General features: G+C 71.3%; 1 protein-coding gene. It reads right to left on the minus strand.

Features of this window, described 5'->3' with window-relative positions; translation table 11 throughout:
• Nucleotides 1-25: 25 nt before the first annotated feature.
• On the minus strand, nt 26-21,205 hold the full coding sequence (locus tag ACFWJW_RS19075) for an SDR family NAD(P)-dependent oxidoreductase (RefSeq protein ID WP_387242298.1): 21,180 nt from the start codon (nt 21,203-21,205) through the stop codon (nt 26-28).
• Nucleotides 21,206-21,208: the final 3 nt, after the last annotated feature.

A 21,208-nucleotide genomic window follows, 5' to 3' on the forward strand; every position in this document is an offset into this window, starting at 1 on the left:
CCGGCACGAAAAATGTTCTGGAAGATCATGAGTTACCGAACTCCCGGTCAAAGACGTCCAGTAGTTCATCGGTTGAGGCGTCGCGGATATCGCTGTCCGTGTCGTCGCCGTATTCCGCCGCATCGCCGTCGCGGTACTGGCTCAGCGCACGCTCCAGCCGCTTGGTGATATCCCTTCGGTCACCGCTCTCCGTCCGCAGCATCGAGAGACCGGCTTCCAGCTTTTCGATGGTGGCCAGCACCATCGCGACGGGATCGGGCTCGTTCGCCGCCACCTCGCCGAGGATGTGGTCCGCGAGCGCGGCGGAGGTCGGATAGTCGAAGATCAAGGTGGCCGGCAGCCGCAGACCGGTGGCGGTGTGCAGACGGTTGCGCAGTTCCACCGCGGTCAGCGAGTCGAAGCCGAGATCCGTGAACTGCTGATCCGCCTTCATCTTCGCGGTCTCCGCATGTCCGAGGACCGCGGCGACATGGGTGCGCACCAGATCGAGCACCATGCCGGACCGTTCGGCTGCCGGCACCGCCCCCAGCCGGTCGCCCAGCGATACCTCCGCCACGACCGGACCGGCTGCCGCGGCCCGCCGTGCGGGTGTCCGCACCACGCCGCGCAGCACCGCGGGGATGTCCCCCGACGCCGCCAGCTTCCGCGGGTCCAGGTCCATCGGGAGCACCACGGCCGGGCCGGCCACGGTGGCCGCGTCGAGCAGTGCCACGCCCGCCTCGGAGGACAGCGGTACCAGCCCGCCGCTTCCGATGCGCCGCAGGTCGGCCTCGCCGAGCTTTCCGGTCATGCCGCTGCTCTGCGCCCACAGCCCCCAGGGCAACGAGACCGCGGGCAGTCCCGCCGCCCTCCGGTGCGCGGCGAGCGCGTCCAGGAAGGTGTTGGCGGCGGCGTAGTTGCCCTGTCCCGGTGCGCCGAGGATGCCGGCGACCGAGGAGAACAGCACGAACGCGGACAGGTCCAGGTCCTGGGTCAGCTCGTGCAGGTTCCAGGCGGCGTCGACCTTGGGGCGCAGCACCCGGTCCACCCGGTCGGGGGTCAGCGAGGTGATCACCCCGTCGTCGGTGACTCCGGCGGTGTGCACCACCCCGGTCAGCGGAGCGTCCGCCGCAATCCCGGCCAGCACCGCGGCGAGCGCGTCCCGGTCGGCCGCATCGCAGGCGAGGATCTCCACCCGGGCGCCGGCCGCGGTGAGTTGGGCCCGCAGTTCCCCGGCGCCTTCGGCCGTCGGGCCGCTGCGGCTGGTCAGCACCAGGTTCCGTACGCCGTGTCCGGTCACCAGATGCCGCGCGACCTCGGCGCCCAGCACACCGGTACCGCCGGTGATCAGCACGGTGCCTCCGGTGTTCCACACCGGGGCGCTGTCCTGCCCGGACGGTTCGAGCGCGGTGAGGCGCGGCACCGAGAGGACTCCCCGGCGGATCGCGGCCTGCGGTTCACCGGCGGCGATCAGCGCGGGCAGCCGCGCCGGCGAGGCGTCCTCGTCGTCGAGGTCGGCCAGCACGATCCGGTCCGGGTGCTCCGACTGCGCGGAACGCAGCAGGCCCCAGACGGGAGTGGTCGCCAGGTCGGCCGGTGCCCGGTCGGGTGAGACCGCGCCCCGGGTGAGGACGACCAGCCGGGTGTCCTCAAGGCGCTCGTCAGCCAGCCAGGACTGCACCGTGCCCAGGACACTGTGCACCGCCGCACGGGCCGCGGCCGGTGTCATCTCCGTCCCGGCACCGGACGCCGGCACCACTACCGGCAGCACCACGAAGTCCGGTGCCGTGCCCTGGCCCGCCGCGTTCGCGGGCTCCGGGCAGGTACTGACGTCCACACCCGCCCGCCGCAGAGGTTCGGCGATCTTCTCGGCCTCCGGGCCGACCACGGTCCAGCTACCGGATACGGACTCGGCGGCTTCCTCTTCAAGGACGTTCCAGACGAGTTCGTACAGCGCTCCGCGCCGCGTGGTGGAGCCGAGCTGTTCGGCCGGCACCGGTCGGGTCACCAGGGAATCGATGGTGGCCACCGGCGCACCGGTCTCGTCGGCCACCAGGACCTGCACCCCGCCGTCACCGGACGGGGAGAGCCGGACCCGCAGTGCGCTCGCGCCGACGGCGTGCAGCCGGACCCCGGTCCAGGCGAAAGGCAGCCCCGATACGGCGTCCCCGAGCAGTCCCACGGTCTGGAGCGCGGCATCGAGCAGCGCCGGGTGCAGGGCGAACTTCGCCGCATCGGCGCCCGGCTCCTCGGGCAGGGCCACTTCGGCGAACACCTCCGCACCCCGCCGCCAGGCCGCGCGCAGCCCCTGGAACACCGGCCCGTACGCGAAGCCGACCGAGACCAACTCCTCGTAGAACCCGTCCACCGGGATGCGCTCGGCATCGGCCGGCGGCCAGACGGTTTCGCTGAAGCGCACGGGTGTAACGGGTGTATCCGCCGCGACGGTCAGTGAGCCGGTGGCATTCCGGGTCCACTCCTCGTCGGGCTCGTTCTCGTCACGGGAGAACACCGCGAGTTCACGGCGCCCGTCCCCGGCCGACTCCTCCCCCACCGTGACCCGCAGCTGCATTCCGCCGTGCGGCGGGAGGATCAGCGGGGCGTGCAGGGTGAGCTCGTCCAGGAGATCGCAGCCGACCTGGTCCCCGGCCTGGATGGCGAGTTCGACCAGGGCGGTTCCCGGCAGGAGAACGGTGTCCATGATGGTGTGGTCGGCCAGCCACGGATGCGTGGCCAGGGACAGCCGACCGGTGAGGACCACGGCATCCGGCAGGGTGACCGCGGCACCGAGCAGCGGATGGTCCGCGGCGCCCAGCCCGATCGAGGACACGTTGCCGCCCCCCGCGTTGGCCGTCAGCCAGTAGTTCTGCCGCTGGAACGCGTAGGTGGGCAGCGCCACCCGGCGGGCCCCCGGGAACAGCGGGGTCCAGTCCACCGCGACGCCACGGGCCCACAGCCCGCCCAGTGCGTCAATCAGCGCTCCGGGTTCGGGACGGTCCTTGCGGAGGCTGGGCTGGAGGGTGGTGGGGGTGTTATGTGCGGCGGTCTGCGGTAGGCAGTCCTGTCCCATGGCGGACAGGACGCCGTCCGGGCCGAGTTCGAGGAAGGTGGTGACGCCTCCTTCGGCGTGGGCGGCCTGGATGCCGTCGTGGAAGCGGACGGCTTCGCGGACGTGGCGCACCCAGTACTCGGGGTCGCGGAGTTCGGCGGGGTCGGCCAGCAAGCCGGTCACGTTCGAGACGACCGGCAACTGGGCGTCGGAGTAGGTGAGTTGGTCCAGGACCGTGCGGAACTCGGCCAGCATCGGGTCCATCAGCGGCGAGTGGAAGGCATGGCTCACCCGCAGCCGCTTGACCTTGCGGCCCTCCGCCTCCAGGGCGGTGATGACCTGGTCCATCTCGGTCTCGGCGCCGGAGAGGACGACGGACTCCGGACCGTTGACGGCGGCGATACCGACCTGAGCGCAGCCGTCCAGCAGCGGCGTGACCTCGTCCTCAGAGGCCCGCACCGACGCCATGACACCACCTGCCGGCAGCGCCTGCATCAGACGCCCACGCGCGGCGACCAGCTTCGCCGCATCCGCCAGCGACCAGACACCCGCCAGATAGGCAGCCGTCACCTCACCGATCGAGTGACCCAGCAGCACAGCCGGAGCCACACCAAGGGACTCAACGAGACGGTAGAGCGCGACTTCGAGGGCGAACAGCGCCGCCTGCGCATATTGGGTCTGATCGAGCAGGTCTGCCTCGCCCCACACCACTTCACGCAACGGCCGCGGCAGCAGACCGTCCAGTTCCCCGCACACCTCGTCCCAGGCCCGGGCAAACACCGGGAAGGCGTCGTACAGCTCACGGCCCATGCCCAGTCGCTGAGCGCCCTGGCCGGTGAACAGCACACCGACCCGGCCATCGCCGGCGACCGCCGTGGGGTGTTCACCCGCGGCCAGCCGTCCGGCCGCGGCCAGCAGGGCATCCCGGTCCGCCCCGGTGACGACCGCGCGGTGCTCCAACGCCGCGCGGGTGGTGGCCAGCGAGAACCCGATGTCGGCCGGGGCCAGTTCCGGGTGCTCGGCGGTGAAGGCCACCAGTCGTGCCGCCTGCGCGTACAGGGCTTCCTGCGTCCGCGCCGAGAGCGTCCAGGACAGCGAACCGGCAGGCCCGCTACCGGCGGACGTGACCTCGGCGGTTTCCGACTTCGCGGGTTCCGTCGTAGTCGGTTCCGTCGTGGCGCGTGCCGTCGTGGCGAGTTCCTCCAGGGGCGCCTGCTCAAGGATGACGTGGGCGTTGGTGCCGCTGATACCGAAGGCGGAGATTCCGGTCCGGCGCGGGCGGCCGGTCTCCGGCCACTTCCGTGTCTCGGTGAGCAGCTCCACCGCACCCGCGGACCAGTCGACATGCGGGGTGGGCTCGTCCACGTGCAGGGTCTTGGGCAGCAGCCCCTGCTGGAGCGCGAAGACCATCTTGATGACGCCGGCCGCACCGGCGGCGGCCTGGGTGTGCCCGATGTTGGACTTGACCGCGCCGAGCCACAGCGGCTGGTCGGCGGGCCGGTTCTGCCCGTACGTGGCGAGCAGCGCCTGGGCCTCGATCGGGTCGCCGAGCGTCGTACCGGTGCCATGCGCCTCCACGGCGTCCACGTCCGACGGTTCGAGTCCGGCGTTGGCGAGTGCCTGACGGATCACCCGCTGCTGCGAAGGGCCGTTGGGGGCGGTCAGACCGTTGGACGCACCGTCCTGGTTCACCGCCGAACCCCGCACCACCGCAAGCACCGGGTGACCATTGCGCCGGGCGTCCGACAGCCGCTCGACCAGCACCATGCCGGCGCCTTCGGCCCAGCCCGTGCCGTCCGCGGCGCCGGCGAACGGCTTGCAGCGGCCGTCCGCCGCGAGGCCGCGCTGCCGGGAGAACTCCACGAAGTTGCCCGGGGTGGCCATGACGCAGACACCACCGGCCAGGGCCATCGAGCACTCCCCGGAGCGCAGCGCCTGGATCGCCAAGTGCAATGCCACCAGTGACGAGGAGCAGGCCGTGTCCACGGTCACCGCCGGCCCTTCGAGGCCGAGCGAGTAGGAGATACGGCCGGAGAGCACGCTGCCCGCGCCACCGGTGGTGAGGTAGCCCTCGATGTCCTCGGGCACGTTTCCGTCGGCGGGCGCATAGTCGTGGTAGTTGATCCCGGTGAACACCCCGGTCTGGCTGCCGCTCAGGGCCAGCGGGTCGATACCCGCGTTCTCGAAGGTCTCCCAGGCGGCCTCCAGCAGAATGCGCTGCTGCGGATCGGCCGCCAGGGCCTCCCGGGGGCTGATCCCGAAGAAGCCGGCATCGAACTCGCCCGCGTCATAAAGGAATCCGCCCTGCTGGGTGATGCTCTTCCCGGTTTCGGCGGAGTCGCTGCCGAACAGGTTGTCCAGGTCCCAGCCGCGGTTGACGGGGAAGCCGGAGATGGCGTCCCCACCGCTGGTCACGAGCTGCCAGAGGTCGTCCGGGGAAGACACCCCTCCGGGGTAGCGGCAGGCCATACCGACGATCACGATGGGGTCGTCGTCGACGGGCCGGGCCACCGGGACCGTGGCGACCGGTGCGGCCACCGTGCCCAGCAGTTCCTCGCGTACGTAGCGGGCGAGGGCCTCCGGGTTCGGGTAGTCGAAGATCAGCGTGGCCGGCAGGGTCAGCCCGGTGGCCGCGTTCAGCCGGTTCCGCAGTTCGACCGCGGTGAGCGAATCGAAGCCGAGCTCCTTGAAGGCCCGGGTGGTCCCCACGGCGTCGCCGCCGTCGTAGCCGAGTACGGCGGATGCCTGCCGGCGGACCAGTTCCACCAAGGTCCGCTCACGCTCCGGCTCGGTCATCGGGCGCAGTCGCTCGGCGAGGGTGTCGGCCGTTGCGCTGCCGGTGGTCACGGCACGACGCCGGACCCGCACCAGGCTGCGCAGCAGTGACGGAACCTCTCCGGTGGCGGCGATGGTGTTCAGGTCCAGATGGGCGGACAGCGCAACCGGCTGGTCCGTGCCCAGGGCAGCGTCGAACAGCGCAGCGCCTTCAGCCTGACCGAGCGGGATCATCCCGCCCCGGGCCATCCGCCGCAGGTCGGTCTCACTGAGCTGCCCGGTCATCCCACTGGCATCGGCCCACAGGCCCCAGGCCAGGGAAGTACCCGGCAGACCACTGAGACGACGGTGCTCGGCGAGAGCATCCAGGAACGTATTCGCCGCCGCGTAACTGCCTTGTCCGGCGCTGCCGAGCACACCGGCGGCCGAGGAGAACAGCACGAACGCGGACAGGTCCAGGCCCTGGGTCAGCTCGTGCAGGTTCCAGGCCGCATCCACCTTCGGCCGAAGAACCGTGTCGAGACGCTCAGGGGTCAGCGAGCCGATGATGCCGTCGTCCAGGACACCTGCCGTATGCACTACGCCCGTCAGCGGGGCGTCGGCCGGGATGCTTGCCAGCACGGCGGCCAGCGCGTCCCGGTCAGCCGCGTCGCAGGCGACCACATCAACCCGGGCACCCAGCTCAGTCAGCTCGGACCGCAACTCCCGGGCTCCGCCGGCGTCCAGACCACGGCGGCTGGTCAACACCAGCCTGCGGACGCCATGTTCGGACACCAGATGCCGGGCGAACAGCGCACCCAACGTGCCCGTACCACCCGTGATCAGCACCGTGCCCTCGGAGCCCCACACCACCGGCGCACCATCCGACGGCGCAGTCCGCACCAGCCGAGGCACGGAGACCACACCGTCGCGAACCGCCACCTGCGGCTCACCCGAAGCCACCGCCGCAGCAATAGCGTCCACCGAGGACTGCTGCTCATCAAGATCAAGCAGCACAAACTGATCCGGGTTCTCACTCTGCGCGGAACGCAGCAGACCCCACACCGCGCCGCCCACGGCATCCAGCGGTTCTCCGGCCACGGAGACGGCACCACGGGTCGCCACCACCAGCTTCGAACGCGTGCAACGCTCATCAGCCAGCCACGACTGAAGGTGCTCCAGCACCCGGCCCACGGTGGCGCGCACCGCCGCCGGCACCTCCAACGCACCATCCACGCCAGGCACCGCCAGCACGACATGCTCCGGCACGTCCACCAGCTCACTCAGTACGTCCGCACCCGACGCACCCAACGCCGCAGCCAGCCCGACCTCCGCACCGAGCACCGCCCACGAACCCGCCACCGGCTCAGACCGAAGCGGCAACTCCGACCACTCCACCCCGAACAGCGCATCCCGGTGCTCCGGGCCGGCGACAGCCACGTCCGCTTCGGAAATCGCCGTCCAGGCAATGGATTCGGCCGCGGCGACCACTTCGCCGTCGTGATCGGCGACTACGAGGGCATAGCCGTCCCCCACGCTGGAGAGCTTGACCCGTAGCGCGGTCGCGCCCTCGGCGAACAGCGTCACGCCGGTCCACTGAGTGGCGAGTCGCGTCCCGTCCGCGGCCTCCTGGCGCGTCACCGGATGCAGCGCGGCGTCGAGCAGGGCAGGGTGCAAGCCGAATCGGCCCGCCTCGCCCGCGCTCTCCTCCGTCAGAGCGACCTCGGCGAACAGGTCCGTACCGCGGCGCCAGGCCGCTCGGACGTTCTCGAAGACCGGGCCATGGGTGATCCCGGCGGCGGCGAGTTCGTCGTAGAGCCCGTCCACCGTCAAGGTGTCGGAGCCGGCCGGGGGCCAGACCGCTTCGCCGAATCCGACGGGTGCGGCACCCGCGGCCAATACACCGGTGGCGTGCCGGGTCCAGGGCAGATCGGTTTCGGCGTCCTCAACGCGGGAGAACACGGCCAGCTCCCGGCGACCGTCCTCATCGGACTCGCCGACGGTGACACGGAGCTGGAGCCCGGCACCGTCCGGCAGGAGAGCCGGAGCCAGCACGGTGAGTTCTTCCAGCAGATCGCAGCCGACCTGGTCGCCGGCCCGGATGGCCAGCTCCACGAGGGCAGAACTCGGCAGCACCACGGCGCCGAGTACCGAGTGGTCGGCCAGCCAGGGGTGCGTGGCCTGGGACAGCCGCGCGGTGAACAGGTAGCCGTCGGACTCGGGCAGGGCCACGGCCGCGCCCAGCAGGGGATGCTGCGAGTCCGCCTGGCCGAGGCCGGTGGCGTCACCGGCCGCGACCACAGTGGCGGGCCAGTAGCGCTTGTGCTGGAAGGCGTAGGTGGGCAGGTCGACCCGCCGGCCGGCCGGTACCAGGGTGCTCCAGTCCACCGGCACGCCGTGCGCCCAGAGCTGACCGAGCGATTGCGCGAACCGGGGCCAGCCGCCTTCGTCGCGGCGCAGGGTCCCGGTCACCACGACGGGGCTGCCCGCCCGTTGCGCGGTGTCCTCGATTCCAGGCGTCAGTACGGGGTGCGCACTGCACTCCACGAACACTCCGTGCCCGTCAGCCAACAGCGCCTGGACGGCCTCCTCGAACCGCACCGTGTTGCGCAGGTTCTCGAACCAGTACGCGGCGTCCAGCTCCGCGCCCGACACGGGCGAAGCGTTCACCGCCGAGTAGAAGGGGATGCGGCCTTCCGCAGGCGCAACCTGGGCCAGGACCGCCGCGAGCTCTTCGCGCAGCTCCTCGACCTGCGCGCCGTGGGAGGCGTAATCCACCGGGATCTGCCGCGCCCGCACCTCCTCCTCAGCACACTCCGCCAGCAGCTCCTGCAAGGCATCAGGTTCACCAGAAACCACCGTGGCGGACGGCCCGTTGATGGCGGCGACGGACACCCGCTCGCCCCACTTGGCGATGCGCTCCTGAACGGCCTCACGGGAGCCGGCGACCGACACCATGCCACCCCGCCCGGCCAACACCCGACCGATGGCCTGACTGCGCAACGCCACCACCCGCGCACCGTCACGCAGCGACAGGATCCCGGCGACGCAGGCCGCGGCGATCTCCCCCTGAGAGTGACCCACCACAGCCGACGGCACCACGCCACAGTCCTCCCAGACCGCGGCCAACGACACCATCACCGCCCACAGCACCGGCTGCACCACATCAACCCGGGCCAACGCGTCCTCATCCGACAGCACCGCCATCAGATCCCAGGACACGAACTCCGACAGCGCCGCACCACACTCAGCCATCCGCCCCGCGAACACCGGTGACGTAGCGAGGAGTTGGTCCGCCATGCCGAGCCACTGCGAGCCCTGACCGGGGAACACCAGCACCGCGCCAGAGGCTGCCGTGGCCGCCACGCTGCCCTGGACCACACCGGCACCGCCATCCAGGCCACCGGCAAGGCCGCGCAAGCCGTTGAGCAGCTGATCCCGCTCAGCGCCGATCACCACGGCCCGGTGCTCCAGCTCCGCCCGGGTGCTCAGCAGGGAGAACCCGACATCGGCCAGGCCCACCTCCGGCCGCTCCGCCACAAAGGACGCCAACCGGCCCGCCTGAGCCGACAACGCCTGCTCCGAGCGCGCCGACAGCACCCACGGCACCGGCCCCGGCCCCGGCCCCGTCACCGGAGCAACCGACTCCACCCGCTCCTCTTCAGGAGCCTGCTCCAGCACCACATGCGCATTCGTCCCGCTGATACCGAACGACGACACTCCCGCCCGACGCGGACGGCCGGTGTCCGGCCATGCGCGCGCCTCGGCGAGCAGTTCGACCGCGCCGGCGGCCCAGTCCACGTGCGGGGAGGGCTCGTCCACGTGCAGTGACTTGGGCAGGATGCCCTGCCGCATGGCGAGGATCATCTTCATCACGCCGGCCACACCGGCCGCGGCCTGGGTGTGCCCGATGTTCGACTTGATGGATCCCAGCCACAGCGGCCGGTCCTCCGGCCGGTCCTGGCCGTACGTGGCCAGCAGCGCCTGGGCCTCAATCGGGTCACCCAGCCGCGTGCCGGTACCGTGCGCCTCCACCGCGTCCACCTCGGACGGGGACAGCCGTGCGCCAGCCAGGGCCTGCCGGATCACGCGCTGCTGCGAGGGACCATTCGGGGCGGTCAGACCGTTGGACGCACCGTCCTGGTTCACCGCCGAACCCCGCACCACCGCAAGGACCCGGTGACCGTTGCGCCGGGCGTCCGACAGCCGCTCCACGAGCAGCATGCCGACGCCCTCGCCCCAGCCCGTACCGTCCGCGGCCGCGGCGAACGGCTTGCAGCGGCCGTCCGCGGACAGGCCACGCTGCCGGGAGAAGTCGATGAACGTATCGGGGGTGGCCATCACGGTCACGCCGCCGGCCAGGGCCAGCGAGCATTCACCGGACCGCAGCGCCTGCACCGCGAAGTGCAGGGCCACCAGAGAGGACGAGCACGCGGTGTCCACGGTGACCGCGGGCCCTTCGAAGCCGAAGGAGTAGGCCAGCCGGCCGGAGGTCACACTGCCGGAGTTGCCGGTGCCCATGAAGCCCTCGACGCCCTCGCCCACGGACTGCAACTGGTGGACGTAGTCGTGGTACATGAGTCCGGCGTATACACCGGTCGGGGTGCCGCGCAGGGTGGTGGGGTCGATGCCCGCGCTCTCCAGGGCCTCCCAGGACGTTTCCAGCAGGAGCCGCTGCTGCGGGTCCATGGCCAGCGCCTCGTTCGGGCTGATCCCGAAGAACGTGGGGTCGAAGTCCGCGGCGCCGTCCAGGAAACCGCCCTCGCGCGTGTACGAGGTGCCCTGGTGGTCGGGGTCCGGGTGGTACAGGGCGTCGAGGTTCCAGCCGCGGTCGCCGGGGAAGGCGGAGATGCCGTCCCGCCCGGATTCCAGCATGCCCCAGAGGTCCTCGGGGCTGTGGACGTTGCCGGGGAGGTGGCAGGCCATACCGATGATGGCGATGGGTTCGTCCATCGTCGTGCCGGTGGCGACGCTGGTGACAGCCGGCTGGTCCCGGTCCCCGACCAGCTCGTCGCGCAGGTGGTCCAGCAGCGCGGCCGGGGTCGGGTAGTCGAAGACCAGGGTCGCGGGAAGCCGGAGGCCGGTGGCCGAGTTGAGCCGGTTGCGCAGTTCGACCGCGGTCAGCGAGTCGAATCCGAGGTCCTTGAAGACCTGGTCGATACGGACCGCTCCCGAGTTCTCGTAGCCGAGGACGGCCGCCACCTGGGTGGTCACCAGGTCGAGCAGCAGCTCATCGCGTTCCTCGACGGGGAGGCCGAGCAGGCGGTCGCCCAGCGATCCGGCCGAGGTGGCCTCGGCCGCGGTGCGACGTACGGGCGCCCGCACCACTCCGCGCAGGATCGCCGGCACCGCCCCGGAGGCCGCCAGGGCCCGCGCGTCCAGCCGGATCGCTGCGATCACGGCCTCGTCGGCGCCGACGGCCGCGTCGAACATCGCGGTGCCGTCGGCCGCGGAGATCGCCAGGAACCCGTCCGCGGCCATCCGCCGCAGATGGGTGTCCTCGACCTGGCCGGTCATCCCACTGGTGTCCGCCGCCCACGGCCCCCAGGCCAGGGAGGTACCCGGCCGGTCATTGAGACGACGGTGCTGAGCGAGGGCGTCGAGGAAGGAGTTGGCCGCGGCGTAGTTGCCCTGCCCGGCGCTGCCGAGCACACCGGCAGCGGAGGAGAACAGCACGAACGCCGACAGGTCCATGCCCTCGGTCAGCTCGTGCAGGTTCCAGGCCGCATCCACCTTCGGCCGAAGCACGGTGTCGAGGCGTTCCGGAGTCAGCGAGCCGATGATCCCGTCGTCCAGGACACCTGCCGTATGCACCACGCCCGTCAGGGGTGCGTCCGCCGGGATGCCCGCCAGCAGCGCCCCGAGGGCCTCCCGGTCAGCCGCGTCACACGCCACGACCTCCACCCGGGCACCCAGCTCAGTCAGCTCGGACCGCAACTCCCGGGCACCGCCGGCCTCCAGACCACGACGGCTCGTCAACACCAGCCTGCGGACGCCGTGTTCAGACACCAGATGACGGGCGAACAGCGCACCCAGATTCCCGGTGCCACCAGTGATCAGCACCGTGCCCTCGGGGTTCCACACCGGCGCACCGTCCACCCCGGACGGCACGGTCCGCGCCAACCGCGGCACCGAGACCACGCCGTTCCGGACCGCCAGCTGCGGCTCGCCGGACGCCACGGCCGCACGGACCGCCTGGAGCGAACTCGCCGCACCGTCCACGTCGACCAGCACGAGCCGGCCCGGATTCTCCGACTGCGCGGACCGCACCAGCCCCCACACCGCGGCCGCCGCCACCTCGACCGGCTCGCTGCTCGCCGTCGAGACGGCGCCCCGGGTCACGACCACCAGCGTCGAAGCGTCGCACCGCTCATCCGCCAGCCATGTCTGTACCCGCTGCAACACCTCAGCCGTGGCCCCGCGCACCGAGCCCGGAACATCCGCGCTCGCGCCCGTCTCCACGTCCGGGGACCACGCCACATGGCCCGGCACCGACTCCGCCGACGGATCCAGGACTCCCACGCCCAGACCGGCCGCCAGCACCACATCCTCGTCGGCCACCGCCCACGAGCCATCCACATCCCCGGCGGGCAGCGCGACCGGCGCCCACTCCACCGCGTACAGCGCCTCGCGCTGTCCGCCGCCGGCACTCGCCAGCTGCCCGGCGGCAGGCACCGGTCGGGTGGTCAGGGCGTCGATGGTGGCTACCGGGGCGCCCGCGTCATCGACGGCCAGGATCCGCATGCCGCCATCGCCCGTGGGCGTCAGCCGGGCACGCAAGGAGGCCGCGCCGACGGCGTGCAGGCGCACGCCGGCCCAGGCGAAGGGCAGGCCGGGGCCGTCCGTGCCGAGGTCATCGCTGAGACCGAAGGTCTGGAGTACGGCGTCGAGCAGTGCCGGGTGCAGCCCGAACTTGGCTGCCTCCTCGGCCGCGCCCTCGGGCAGCGCCACCTCGACGAACAGCTCCGGGCCGCGTCGCCAGGCCGCCCGTACCCCCTGGAACACCGGGCCGTAGCCGAATCCGGCGTCGACGAGTTCCGCGTAGAAGCCGTCCACGGAGACGGCCTCGGCCCCGGCCGGCGGCCAGGCCGCCTCACCGAGGTCCGCGACCGGGGTGGCACCCGCGGTGGTCAGCACCCCCAGTGCATGCTGGGTCCACGGCTCCGCACCGTCCTCGCCACGGGAGAACATGGACAGCTCGCGTCGGCCGTGGGCGTCCGGACCGTCCACGGTGATCTGGATCTGTATGCCGCCGGCCGACGGGATGATCATGGGCGCCTGAAGGGTCAGTTCCTCCAGCAGGTCGCAGCCGACCTGGTCCCCGGCGCGGATGGCCAGTTCGACCAGCGCGGTGCCGGGCACCAGGACGGTGTCCATGACGGCGTGGTCGGCGAGCCAGGGGTGGGTGGCCAGGGACAGCCGGCCGGTGAAGAGGAACCCGTCGGACCCGGGCAGCGGCACCGCGGCGCTGAGCAGCGGGTGATCCGCGGCGGCCAGTCCGGCCGAGGTCATATCGCCGGCGCCCGCGCCGGTGCGGTCCAGCCAGTACCGCTGCCGCTGGAACGCGTAGGTGGGCAGCGCCACTTGGCGGGCACCGGGGAAGAACGTCGCCCAGTCCACCACGACGCCCCGCGCGTACACGGCCCCCAGAGCCTGGAGAACCGCTTCCGGCTCGGACCGGTTCTTGCGCAGACTCGGCTGAAGGGCGGCGCTCTCCGGCAGACAGTCCTGTCCCATGGCGGACAGGACGCCGTCCGGGCCGAGTTCGAGGAAGGTGGCGACGCCTCCTTCGGCGTGGGCGGCCTGGATGCCGTCGTGGAAGCGGACGGCTTCGCGGACGTGGCGCACCCAGTACTCGGGGTCGCGGAGTTCGGCGGGGTCGGCGAGACGGCCGGTCACGTTCGAGACGATCGGCAACTGGGCGTCGCTGTAGGTGAGTTGGTTCAGGACCGTGCGGAACTCGGCCAGCATCGGGTCCATCAGGGGCGAGTGGAAGGCATGGCTCACCCGCAGCCGCTTGGCCTTGCGACCCTCGGCCTCCAGGGCGGTGATGACCTGGTCCATCTCGGTCTCGGCGCCGGAGAGGACGACGGACTCGGGGCCGTTGATGGCGGCGATGCCGACCTGAGCGCGGCCGTCCAGCAGCGGCGTGACCTCGTCCTCCGAGGCCCGCACCGAGACCATGACACCACCGGCCGGCAGCGCCTGCATCAGCCGCCCACGGGCCGCAACCAGCTTCGCCGCATCCGCCAGCGACCAGACACCCGCCAGATAGGCAGCCGTCACCTCACCAATCGAGTGACCCAGCAGCACAGCCGGAGCCACACCATGGGACTCAACGAGCCGGTAGAGCGCCACTTCGAGGGCGAACAGCGCCGCCTGCGCGTACTGAGTCTGATCGAGCAGGTCTCCCTCGCCCCACACCACTTCACGCAACGGCCGCGGCAGCAGACCATCCAGCTCCGCACACACCTCGTCCCAGGCCCGCGCAAACACCGGATACGTCTCATACAACTCACGGCCCATGCCCAGCCGCTGCGCCCCCTGACCGGTGAACAGCACACCCAGACGGCCCTCACCCGCCACAGGCTCAGTCACCGAAGGCAGGCTCCCCAGAGCCGCGACCAGCGACTCCCGGTCCGAGCCCGTGACCACGGCACGGTATTCCAGCCCCGCACGACTCCTCGCCAGAGAGAACCCGACGTCAGCAAGCCCCAACTCCGGCTGCCGCGCCACAAACGCCGCAAGGCGTTCCGCCTGCCCCGCCAACGCCTGCTCCGAGCGCGCCGACAGCACCCACGGCACCGGCCCCGGCACCGGCCCCGGCCCCGTCACCGGAGCAACCGACTCCACCCGCTCCGCTTCAGGAGCCTGCTCCAACACCACATGCGCATTCGTCCCGCTGATCCCGAACGACGACACACCGGCGCGACGCGGACGGCCGGTGTCCGGCCACTCCTGCGCTTCGGCGAGCAGCTCCACCGCACCCGCGGACCAGTCGACGTGCGGGGTGGGCTCGTCCAGGTGCAGGGTCTTGGGCAGGATGCCCTGCCGCATGGCGAGGACCATCTTCATCACGCCGGCGACGCCGGCCGCGGCCTGGGTGTGCCCGAGGTTGGACTTGATCGCGCCGAGCCACAAAGGCTGGTCGGCGGGCCGGTCCTGGCCGTACGTGGCGAGCAGCGCCTGGGCCTCGATCGGGTCACCCAGCCGCGTGCCGGTACCGTGCGCCTCCACCGCGTCCACCTCGGACGGGGACAGTCCCGCGCCGGCGAGGGCCTGCCGGATCACGCGCTGCTGCGAGGGGCCGTTGGGCGCGGTCAGACCGTTGGACGCACCGTCCTGGTTCACCGCTGAACCCCGCACCACCGCCAGGACCGTATGGCCGTTCCGCCGGGCATCGGAGAGCCGCTCCACGAGCAGCATGCCGACGCCCTCACCCCAGCCGGTGCCGTCCGCGGCCGCGGCGAACGGCTTGCAGCGGCCGTCCGCCGCGAGGCCGCGCTGCCGGGAGAAGTCGACGAAGGTATCGGGAGTGGACATCACCGAAACACCGCCGGCCAGCGCCATCGAGCATTCACCGGACCGCAGTGCCTGCATCGCCCAGTGCAGCGCCACCAGCGAGGCGGAGCACGCCGTGTCCACGGTGACTGCGGGGCCTTCGAAGCCGAGGGAGTAGGAGACCCGGCCGGACACCACGCTGGCCGAGGTTCCGGTGATCAGGTAGCCGTCCGCGTTGTCCGCGCCCTGGGCGAGGACCGAGCCGTAGTCCTGGCCGTTGGTGCCGACGAAGACACCGGCATCGCTGCCCCGCAGAGTGGTCGGGTCGATGCCCGCGTTCTCCAGGGTCTCCCAGGAGGTTTCCAGCAGGATCCGTTGCTGCGGATCCATCGCGGTCGCCTCACGCGGCGAGACGCCGAAGAAGCCGGCATCGAAATCACCGGCGTTGCCGAGGAAGCCGCCCTCGCGCACATACGAGGTGCCCTTGTGCTCCGGGTCCGGGTGATACAGCCGCTCCACGTCCCAGCCACGGTCGGCCGGGAAGTCACCGATCGCATCGCCGCCACGCGCCAGCAGCTCCCACAGCGCGTCGGGACTGTCGATCCCGCCGGGGAAACGGCAGGCCATGCCGACGATGGCAATGGGCTCGTCGTCCACAACTGCCTTGGCACGTACCGCGGGGGTGGCGGCCTGGCCGCCGAGCAGTTCCTCGCGCAGATGGCGCACCATCGCGGACGGAGTGGGATAGTCGAAAATCAGCGTGGCCGGCAGCCGCAGACCGGTGGCGTTGTCCATCCGGTTCCGCAGTTCCACGGCGGTCAGCGAATCGAACCCGAGGTCCTTGAACGCCCTGGACGCGTCGAGCCCACTGCTGTCGGAGTAGCCCAGCACCAGGGCGACCTGGGCGGTGACAAGGTCCAGCAGAGCACGGTCCTGATCGGCCTTCGTCAGCCCGACGAGCCGGTCCCGCAATGTGCTGCCGGCACCGCCGCCGGCCGCGGCGGTGCGCCGCCGGACCGGTACGAGGCCGTGCAGGATCGCCGGTACCGAAGGCGCGGCGGCGAGGGCGCGCACGTCGAGATGGATCGGTACGGAGAGCGCCGATTCCCCGGCGATCGCCGCGTCGAACAGGTCCACGCCTTCGGCCGCGGAGACCGGCAGCACACCGTCGGCCGCCATCCGCCGCAGGTCGGCATCGCTCAGCTGCCCCGTCATCCCACTGGCATCGGCCCACAGGCCCCAGGCCAGGGAGGTACCCGGCAGGCCACTGAGACGACGGTGCTCAGCGAGCGCGTCGAGGAAGGAGTTGGCCGCGGCGTAGTTGCCCTGTCCGGCGCTGCCGAGCACGCCGGCGGCCGAGGAGAACAGTACGAACGCCGAGAGGTCCAGGTCCTGGGTCAGCTCGTGCAGGTTCCAGGCCGCGTCCACCTTCGGCCGAAGAACCGTGTCGAGACGCTCAGGGGTCAGCGAGCCGATGATGCCGTCGTCCAGGACACCGGCGGTGTGCACCACACCCGTCAGCGGGGTGTCGGCCGGGATACCTGCCAGCACGGCCGCCAGCGCGTCCCGGTCAGCCGCGTCACACGCCACGACCTCCACCCGGGCACCCAACTCAGCCAGCTCCGACTGCAACTCCCGGGCTCCGACAGCCTCCAGACCACGACGACTGGTCAACACCAGGCTACGGACGCCATGTTCAGACACCAGATGCCGGGCGAACAGCGCACCCAACGTGCCCGTACCACCCGTGATCAGCACCGTGCCCTCGGAGCCCCACACCACCGGCGCACCATCCGACGCCGCAGTCCGCACCAGCCGAGGCACGGAGACCACACCGTTGCGAACCGCCACCTGCGGCTCACCCGAAGCCACCGCCGCAGCGATGACAGCCACCGAGGACTGCTGCTCATCAAGGTCGACGAGCACAAACTGGTCCGGGTTCTCGGCCTGGGCGGAGCGCAACAGACCCCACACCGCGGCACCCACCGCATCCAGCGGCTCCCCAGCCACCGAGACAGCGCCCCGGGTGGCGACCACCAGCTTCGAACGCGTGCAACGCTCATCAGCCAGCCAGGACTGAAGGTGCTCCAGCACCCGGCCCACGGTGGCGCGCACCGCCGCCGGCACCTCCAACGCACCATCCACGCCAGGCACCGCCAGCACGACATGCTCCGGCACGTCCACCAGCTCACTCAGTACGTCCGCACCCGACGCACCCAACGCCGCAGCCAGCCCGACATCCGCACCGAGCACCGCCCACGAACCCGCCACCGGCTCAGACCGAAGCGGCAACTCCGACCACTCCACCCCGAACAGCGCATCCCGGTGCCGCACCCCGGCGTTCGCGAACTGCTCGGCGGAGACCGCATCCCACGCCACCACGTCCGCCGAGGCCACCAGGCCGCCGGCCTCGTCCGTCGCAGTCAGCGCATAGCCGGCACCGGCCTTGGTCAGCCGCACCCGCAACGACACCGCGCCCACCGCGTGCAGCCGCACCCCGGACCAGGAGACCGGCAGCCGCAGCCCGTCGATCACCGGCTGTAGGGCCGCGTCCAGCAATGCCGGATGCAGGCCGAACTCACCCGCCCGGTCGGCGATTTCCTCGGGCAGCGCAACCTCGGCGAAGACCTCATCGCCACGACGCCACATCGCTCGTACGCCGCCGAACACCGGCCCGTGCGCAAAGCCGGCCGCGGCCAGCTCCCCGTACAGCCCTTCCACGGAGACGGCTTCCGCGCCGGCCGGCGGCCAGACCGGAGCGTCGATGCTCCCGACGGGTGTCCCCGCGGCCAGCACGCCGTCGGCATGCCGAGTCCAGGGCTCGTCCACCGCTTCCTCAGCGCGGGCGAATACCGCGATCTCACGGCGACCGTCCACCGCGGACTGCCCGAGCGCGACCCGCAGCTGCACTCCGCCGCGTTCGGGCAGGATCAGCGGCGTCCGCACGGTGAGTTCTTCCAGCAGGTCACAGCCGACCTGGTCACCGGCCCGGATGGCCAGCTCCACCAGCGCCGAGCCGGGCAGCACGGCGGTGCCGAGTACGGCGTGGTCGGCGAGCCAGGGGTGGGTGGCCAGGGACAGCCGGCCGGTGAAGAGGAACCCGTCCGAATCCGGCAGGGCGATGGCAGCGCTGAGCAGCGGGTGGTCCGCAGCGCCCAGACCGGCCGAGGTCACATCGCCGGTACCCACACCGCTGCGGTCCAGCCAGTACCGCTGCCGCTGGAACGCGTAGGTGGGCAGCGCCACTTGGCGGGCACCGGGGAAGAACGTCGTCCAGTCCACCAGCACACCCCGCGCGTACGCAGCGCCAAGGGCTTGGAGGACGGCTTCCGCCTCGGGCCGGTCTTTGCGCAGCCCGGGGAGGAAGGCCGCGGGAGTGCCCTCGACCTCACGGAGGCAGTCCTGTCCCATGGCGGACAGGACGCCGTCCGGGCCGAGTTCGAGGAAGGTGGTGACGCCTCCTTCGGCGTGCGCGGCCTGGATACCGTCATGGAAACGGACGGCCTCCCGGACATGCCGCACCCAGTACTCCGGGTCACGGAGCTCGGCGGGGGCGGCCAGCCGACCGGTCACATTCGAGATGACCGGCAACTCAGCATCCGCGTACGTGAGTTGACGCAACACCGCGCGGAACCCGGCCAGCATCGGCTCCATCAGCGGCGAGTGGAAGGCATGACTCACCCGCAGCCGCTTGACCTTCCGGCCCTCCGCCTCCAGGGCGGCAGCGATCTGCTCCACCTCGGCCTCAGCACCCGAGAGCACCACAGCCTCAGGACCATTGACGGCAGCGATCCCGACCTGCTCCCGGCCCTCCAGCAGCGGCGCGACCTCATCCTCCGAGGCCCGCACCGAGACCATGACGCCACCAGTCGGCAGCGCCTGCATCAGCCGCCCACGCGCCGCGACCAACTTCGCCGCATCCGCCAGCGACCACACACCCGCCAGATAAGCAGCCGTCACCTCACCAATCGAGTGACCCAGCAGCACAGCCGGAGCCACCCCACGCGACTCCACCAACCGATACAGCGCCACCTCCAGCGCGAACAGCGCCGCCTGCGCATACTGCGTCTGATCGAGCAGGTCACCCTCGCCCCACACCACTTCACGCAGCGGCCGAGGCAGCAGACCGTCCAGCTCCGCACACACTTCATCCCAGGCCCGCGCAAACACCGGATAGGCGTCGTACAGCTCACGCCCCATCCCCAGCCGCTGCGCCCCCTGACCGGTGAACAGCACACCAAGACGGCCCTCACCCGCCACAGGCCCACTCACCGAAGGCAGGTCCCCCAGAGCCGCGAGCAGCGACTCCCGGTCGGAGCCCGTGACCACGGCACGGTATTCCAGCCCCGCACGACTCCTCGCCAGAGAGAACCCGACGTCAGCAAGCCCCAACTCCGGCTGCCGCGCCACAAATGCCGCAAGGCGTTCCGCCTGCCCCGCCAACGCCTGCGGAGACCGAGCAGACAGCACCCACGGCACCGGCCCCTGCCCCGCCACCGGCCCCGTCACCACCGGAGCAACCGACTCCACCCGCTCCGCTTCAGGTGCCTGCTCCAGCACCACATGCGCATTCGTCCCACTGATGCCGAAGGACGACACACCCGCCCGACGCGGCTGCCCGCTCTCCGGCCAGTCCCTGGCCTCGGTCAGCAGCTCCACCGCACCCGCGGACCAGTCCACATGCGACGACGGCTCATCCACGTGCAGCGTCTTCGGCAACACACCGTGCCGCAGGGCCATGACCATCTTGATGACACCGGCCGCGCCGGCCGCGGCCTGGCTGTGTCCGATGTTCGACTTGACCGTGCCCAGCCACAGGGGGCGGTCCTCGGGGCGGTCCTGGCCGTACGTGGCGAGCAGTGCCTGGGCCTCGATCGGGTCGCCGAGCGTCGTACCGGTGCCGTGCGCCTCCACCGCGTCGACCTGGCCGGCGGTCACGCCTGCGTTGGCGAGTGCCTGGTCGATGACGCGCTGCTGTGAGGGGCCGTTGGGGGCGGTCAGACCGTTGGACGCGCCGTCCTGGTTCACCGCCGAACCCCGCACCACCGCAAGGATCGGGTGACCGTTGCGCTCGGCGTCCGACAGCCGCTCCACCAGCAGGATTCCGGCGCCTTCGGAGAGCACGGTGCCGTCGGCGCCGGTGCCGAAGGCCCTGACCTCACCGCTGCGCGCCAGGTTCTGCTGGCGGCTGAAGTCGACGAAGGTGACCGGGGTGGACATCACGGTGACGCCGCCGGCCAGCGCCATCGAGCATTCGCCGGAGCGCAGCGCCTGGATCGCGAGGTGCAGGGAGACGAGTGAGGAGGAACAGGCGGTGTCCACGGATACGGCCGGGCCTTCGAGGCCGAGCAGATAGGCCACCCGTCCGGAGAAAATGCTGCCGTCGGAGCCGCTGCCCAGAAAGGCGGCCACTTCCTCCGATATGCCGGAGATCCCGGTGCCGTAGTCGTGGTACATGACGCCGGCGAACACACCGGTTTTGCTCCCCTTCAGCGAGAGGGGGTCGATCCCGGCGCGTTCGACGGCTTCCCAGGAGACCTCCAGCATCAGCCGCTGCTGTGGGTCCATGGCCAGTGCTTCGCGCGGTGAGATGCCGAAGAATGCCGGGTCGAACTCCGCGGCCTGGTGCAGGAATCCGCCCTGCCGGACGTAGGACGTGCCGCGGCTCGCGGGGTCCGGGTCGTACAGCGAGTCGATGTCCCAGCCACGGTCGGCGGGGAATTCGGTGATGCCGTTCCCGCCCTGGGACACCAGGTCCCAGAGGTCCTCCGGTGACGACACCCCGCCCGGGTACCGGCAGGCCATTCCGACGATCGCGATCGGCTCCGATTCGAGCTCCCAGACACGACGGCGGCTCTCTCGCAGGTCGATCGCCGCCTGCTTCAGATACTCGACAAGCTTTTCGTTGTTCGTCACCTGCACCGG

The sequence above is a fragment of the Streptomyces sp. NPDC127097 genome (assembly GCF_042724075.1).
In the GTDB taxonomy this organism is placed as follows: Bacteria; Actinomycetota; Actinomycetes; order Streptomycetales; family Streptomycetaceae; genus Streptomyces.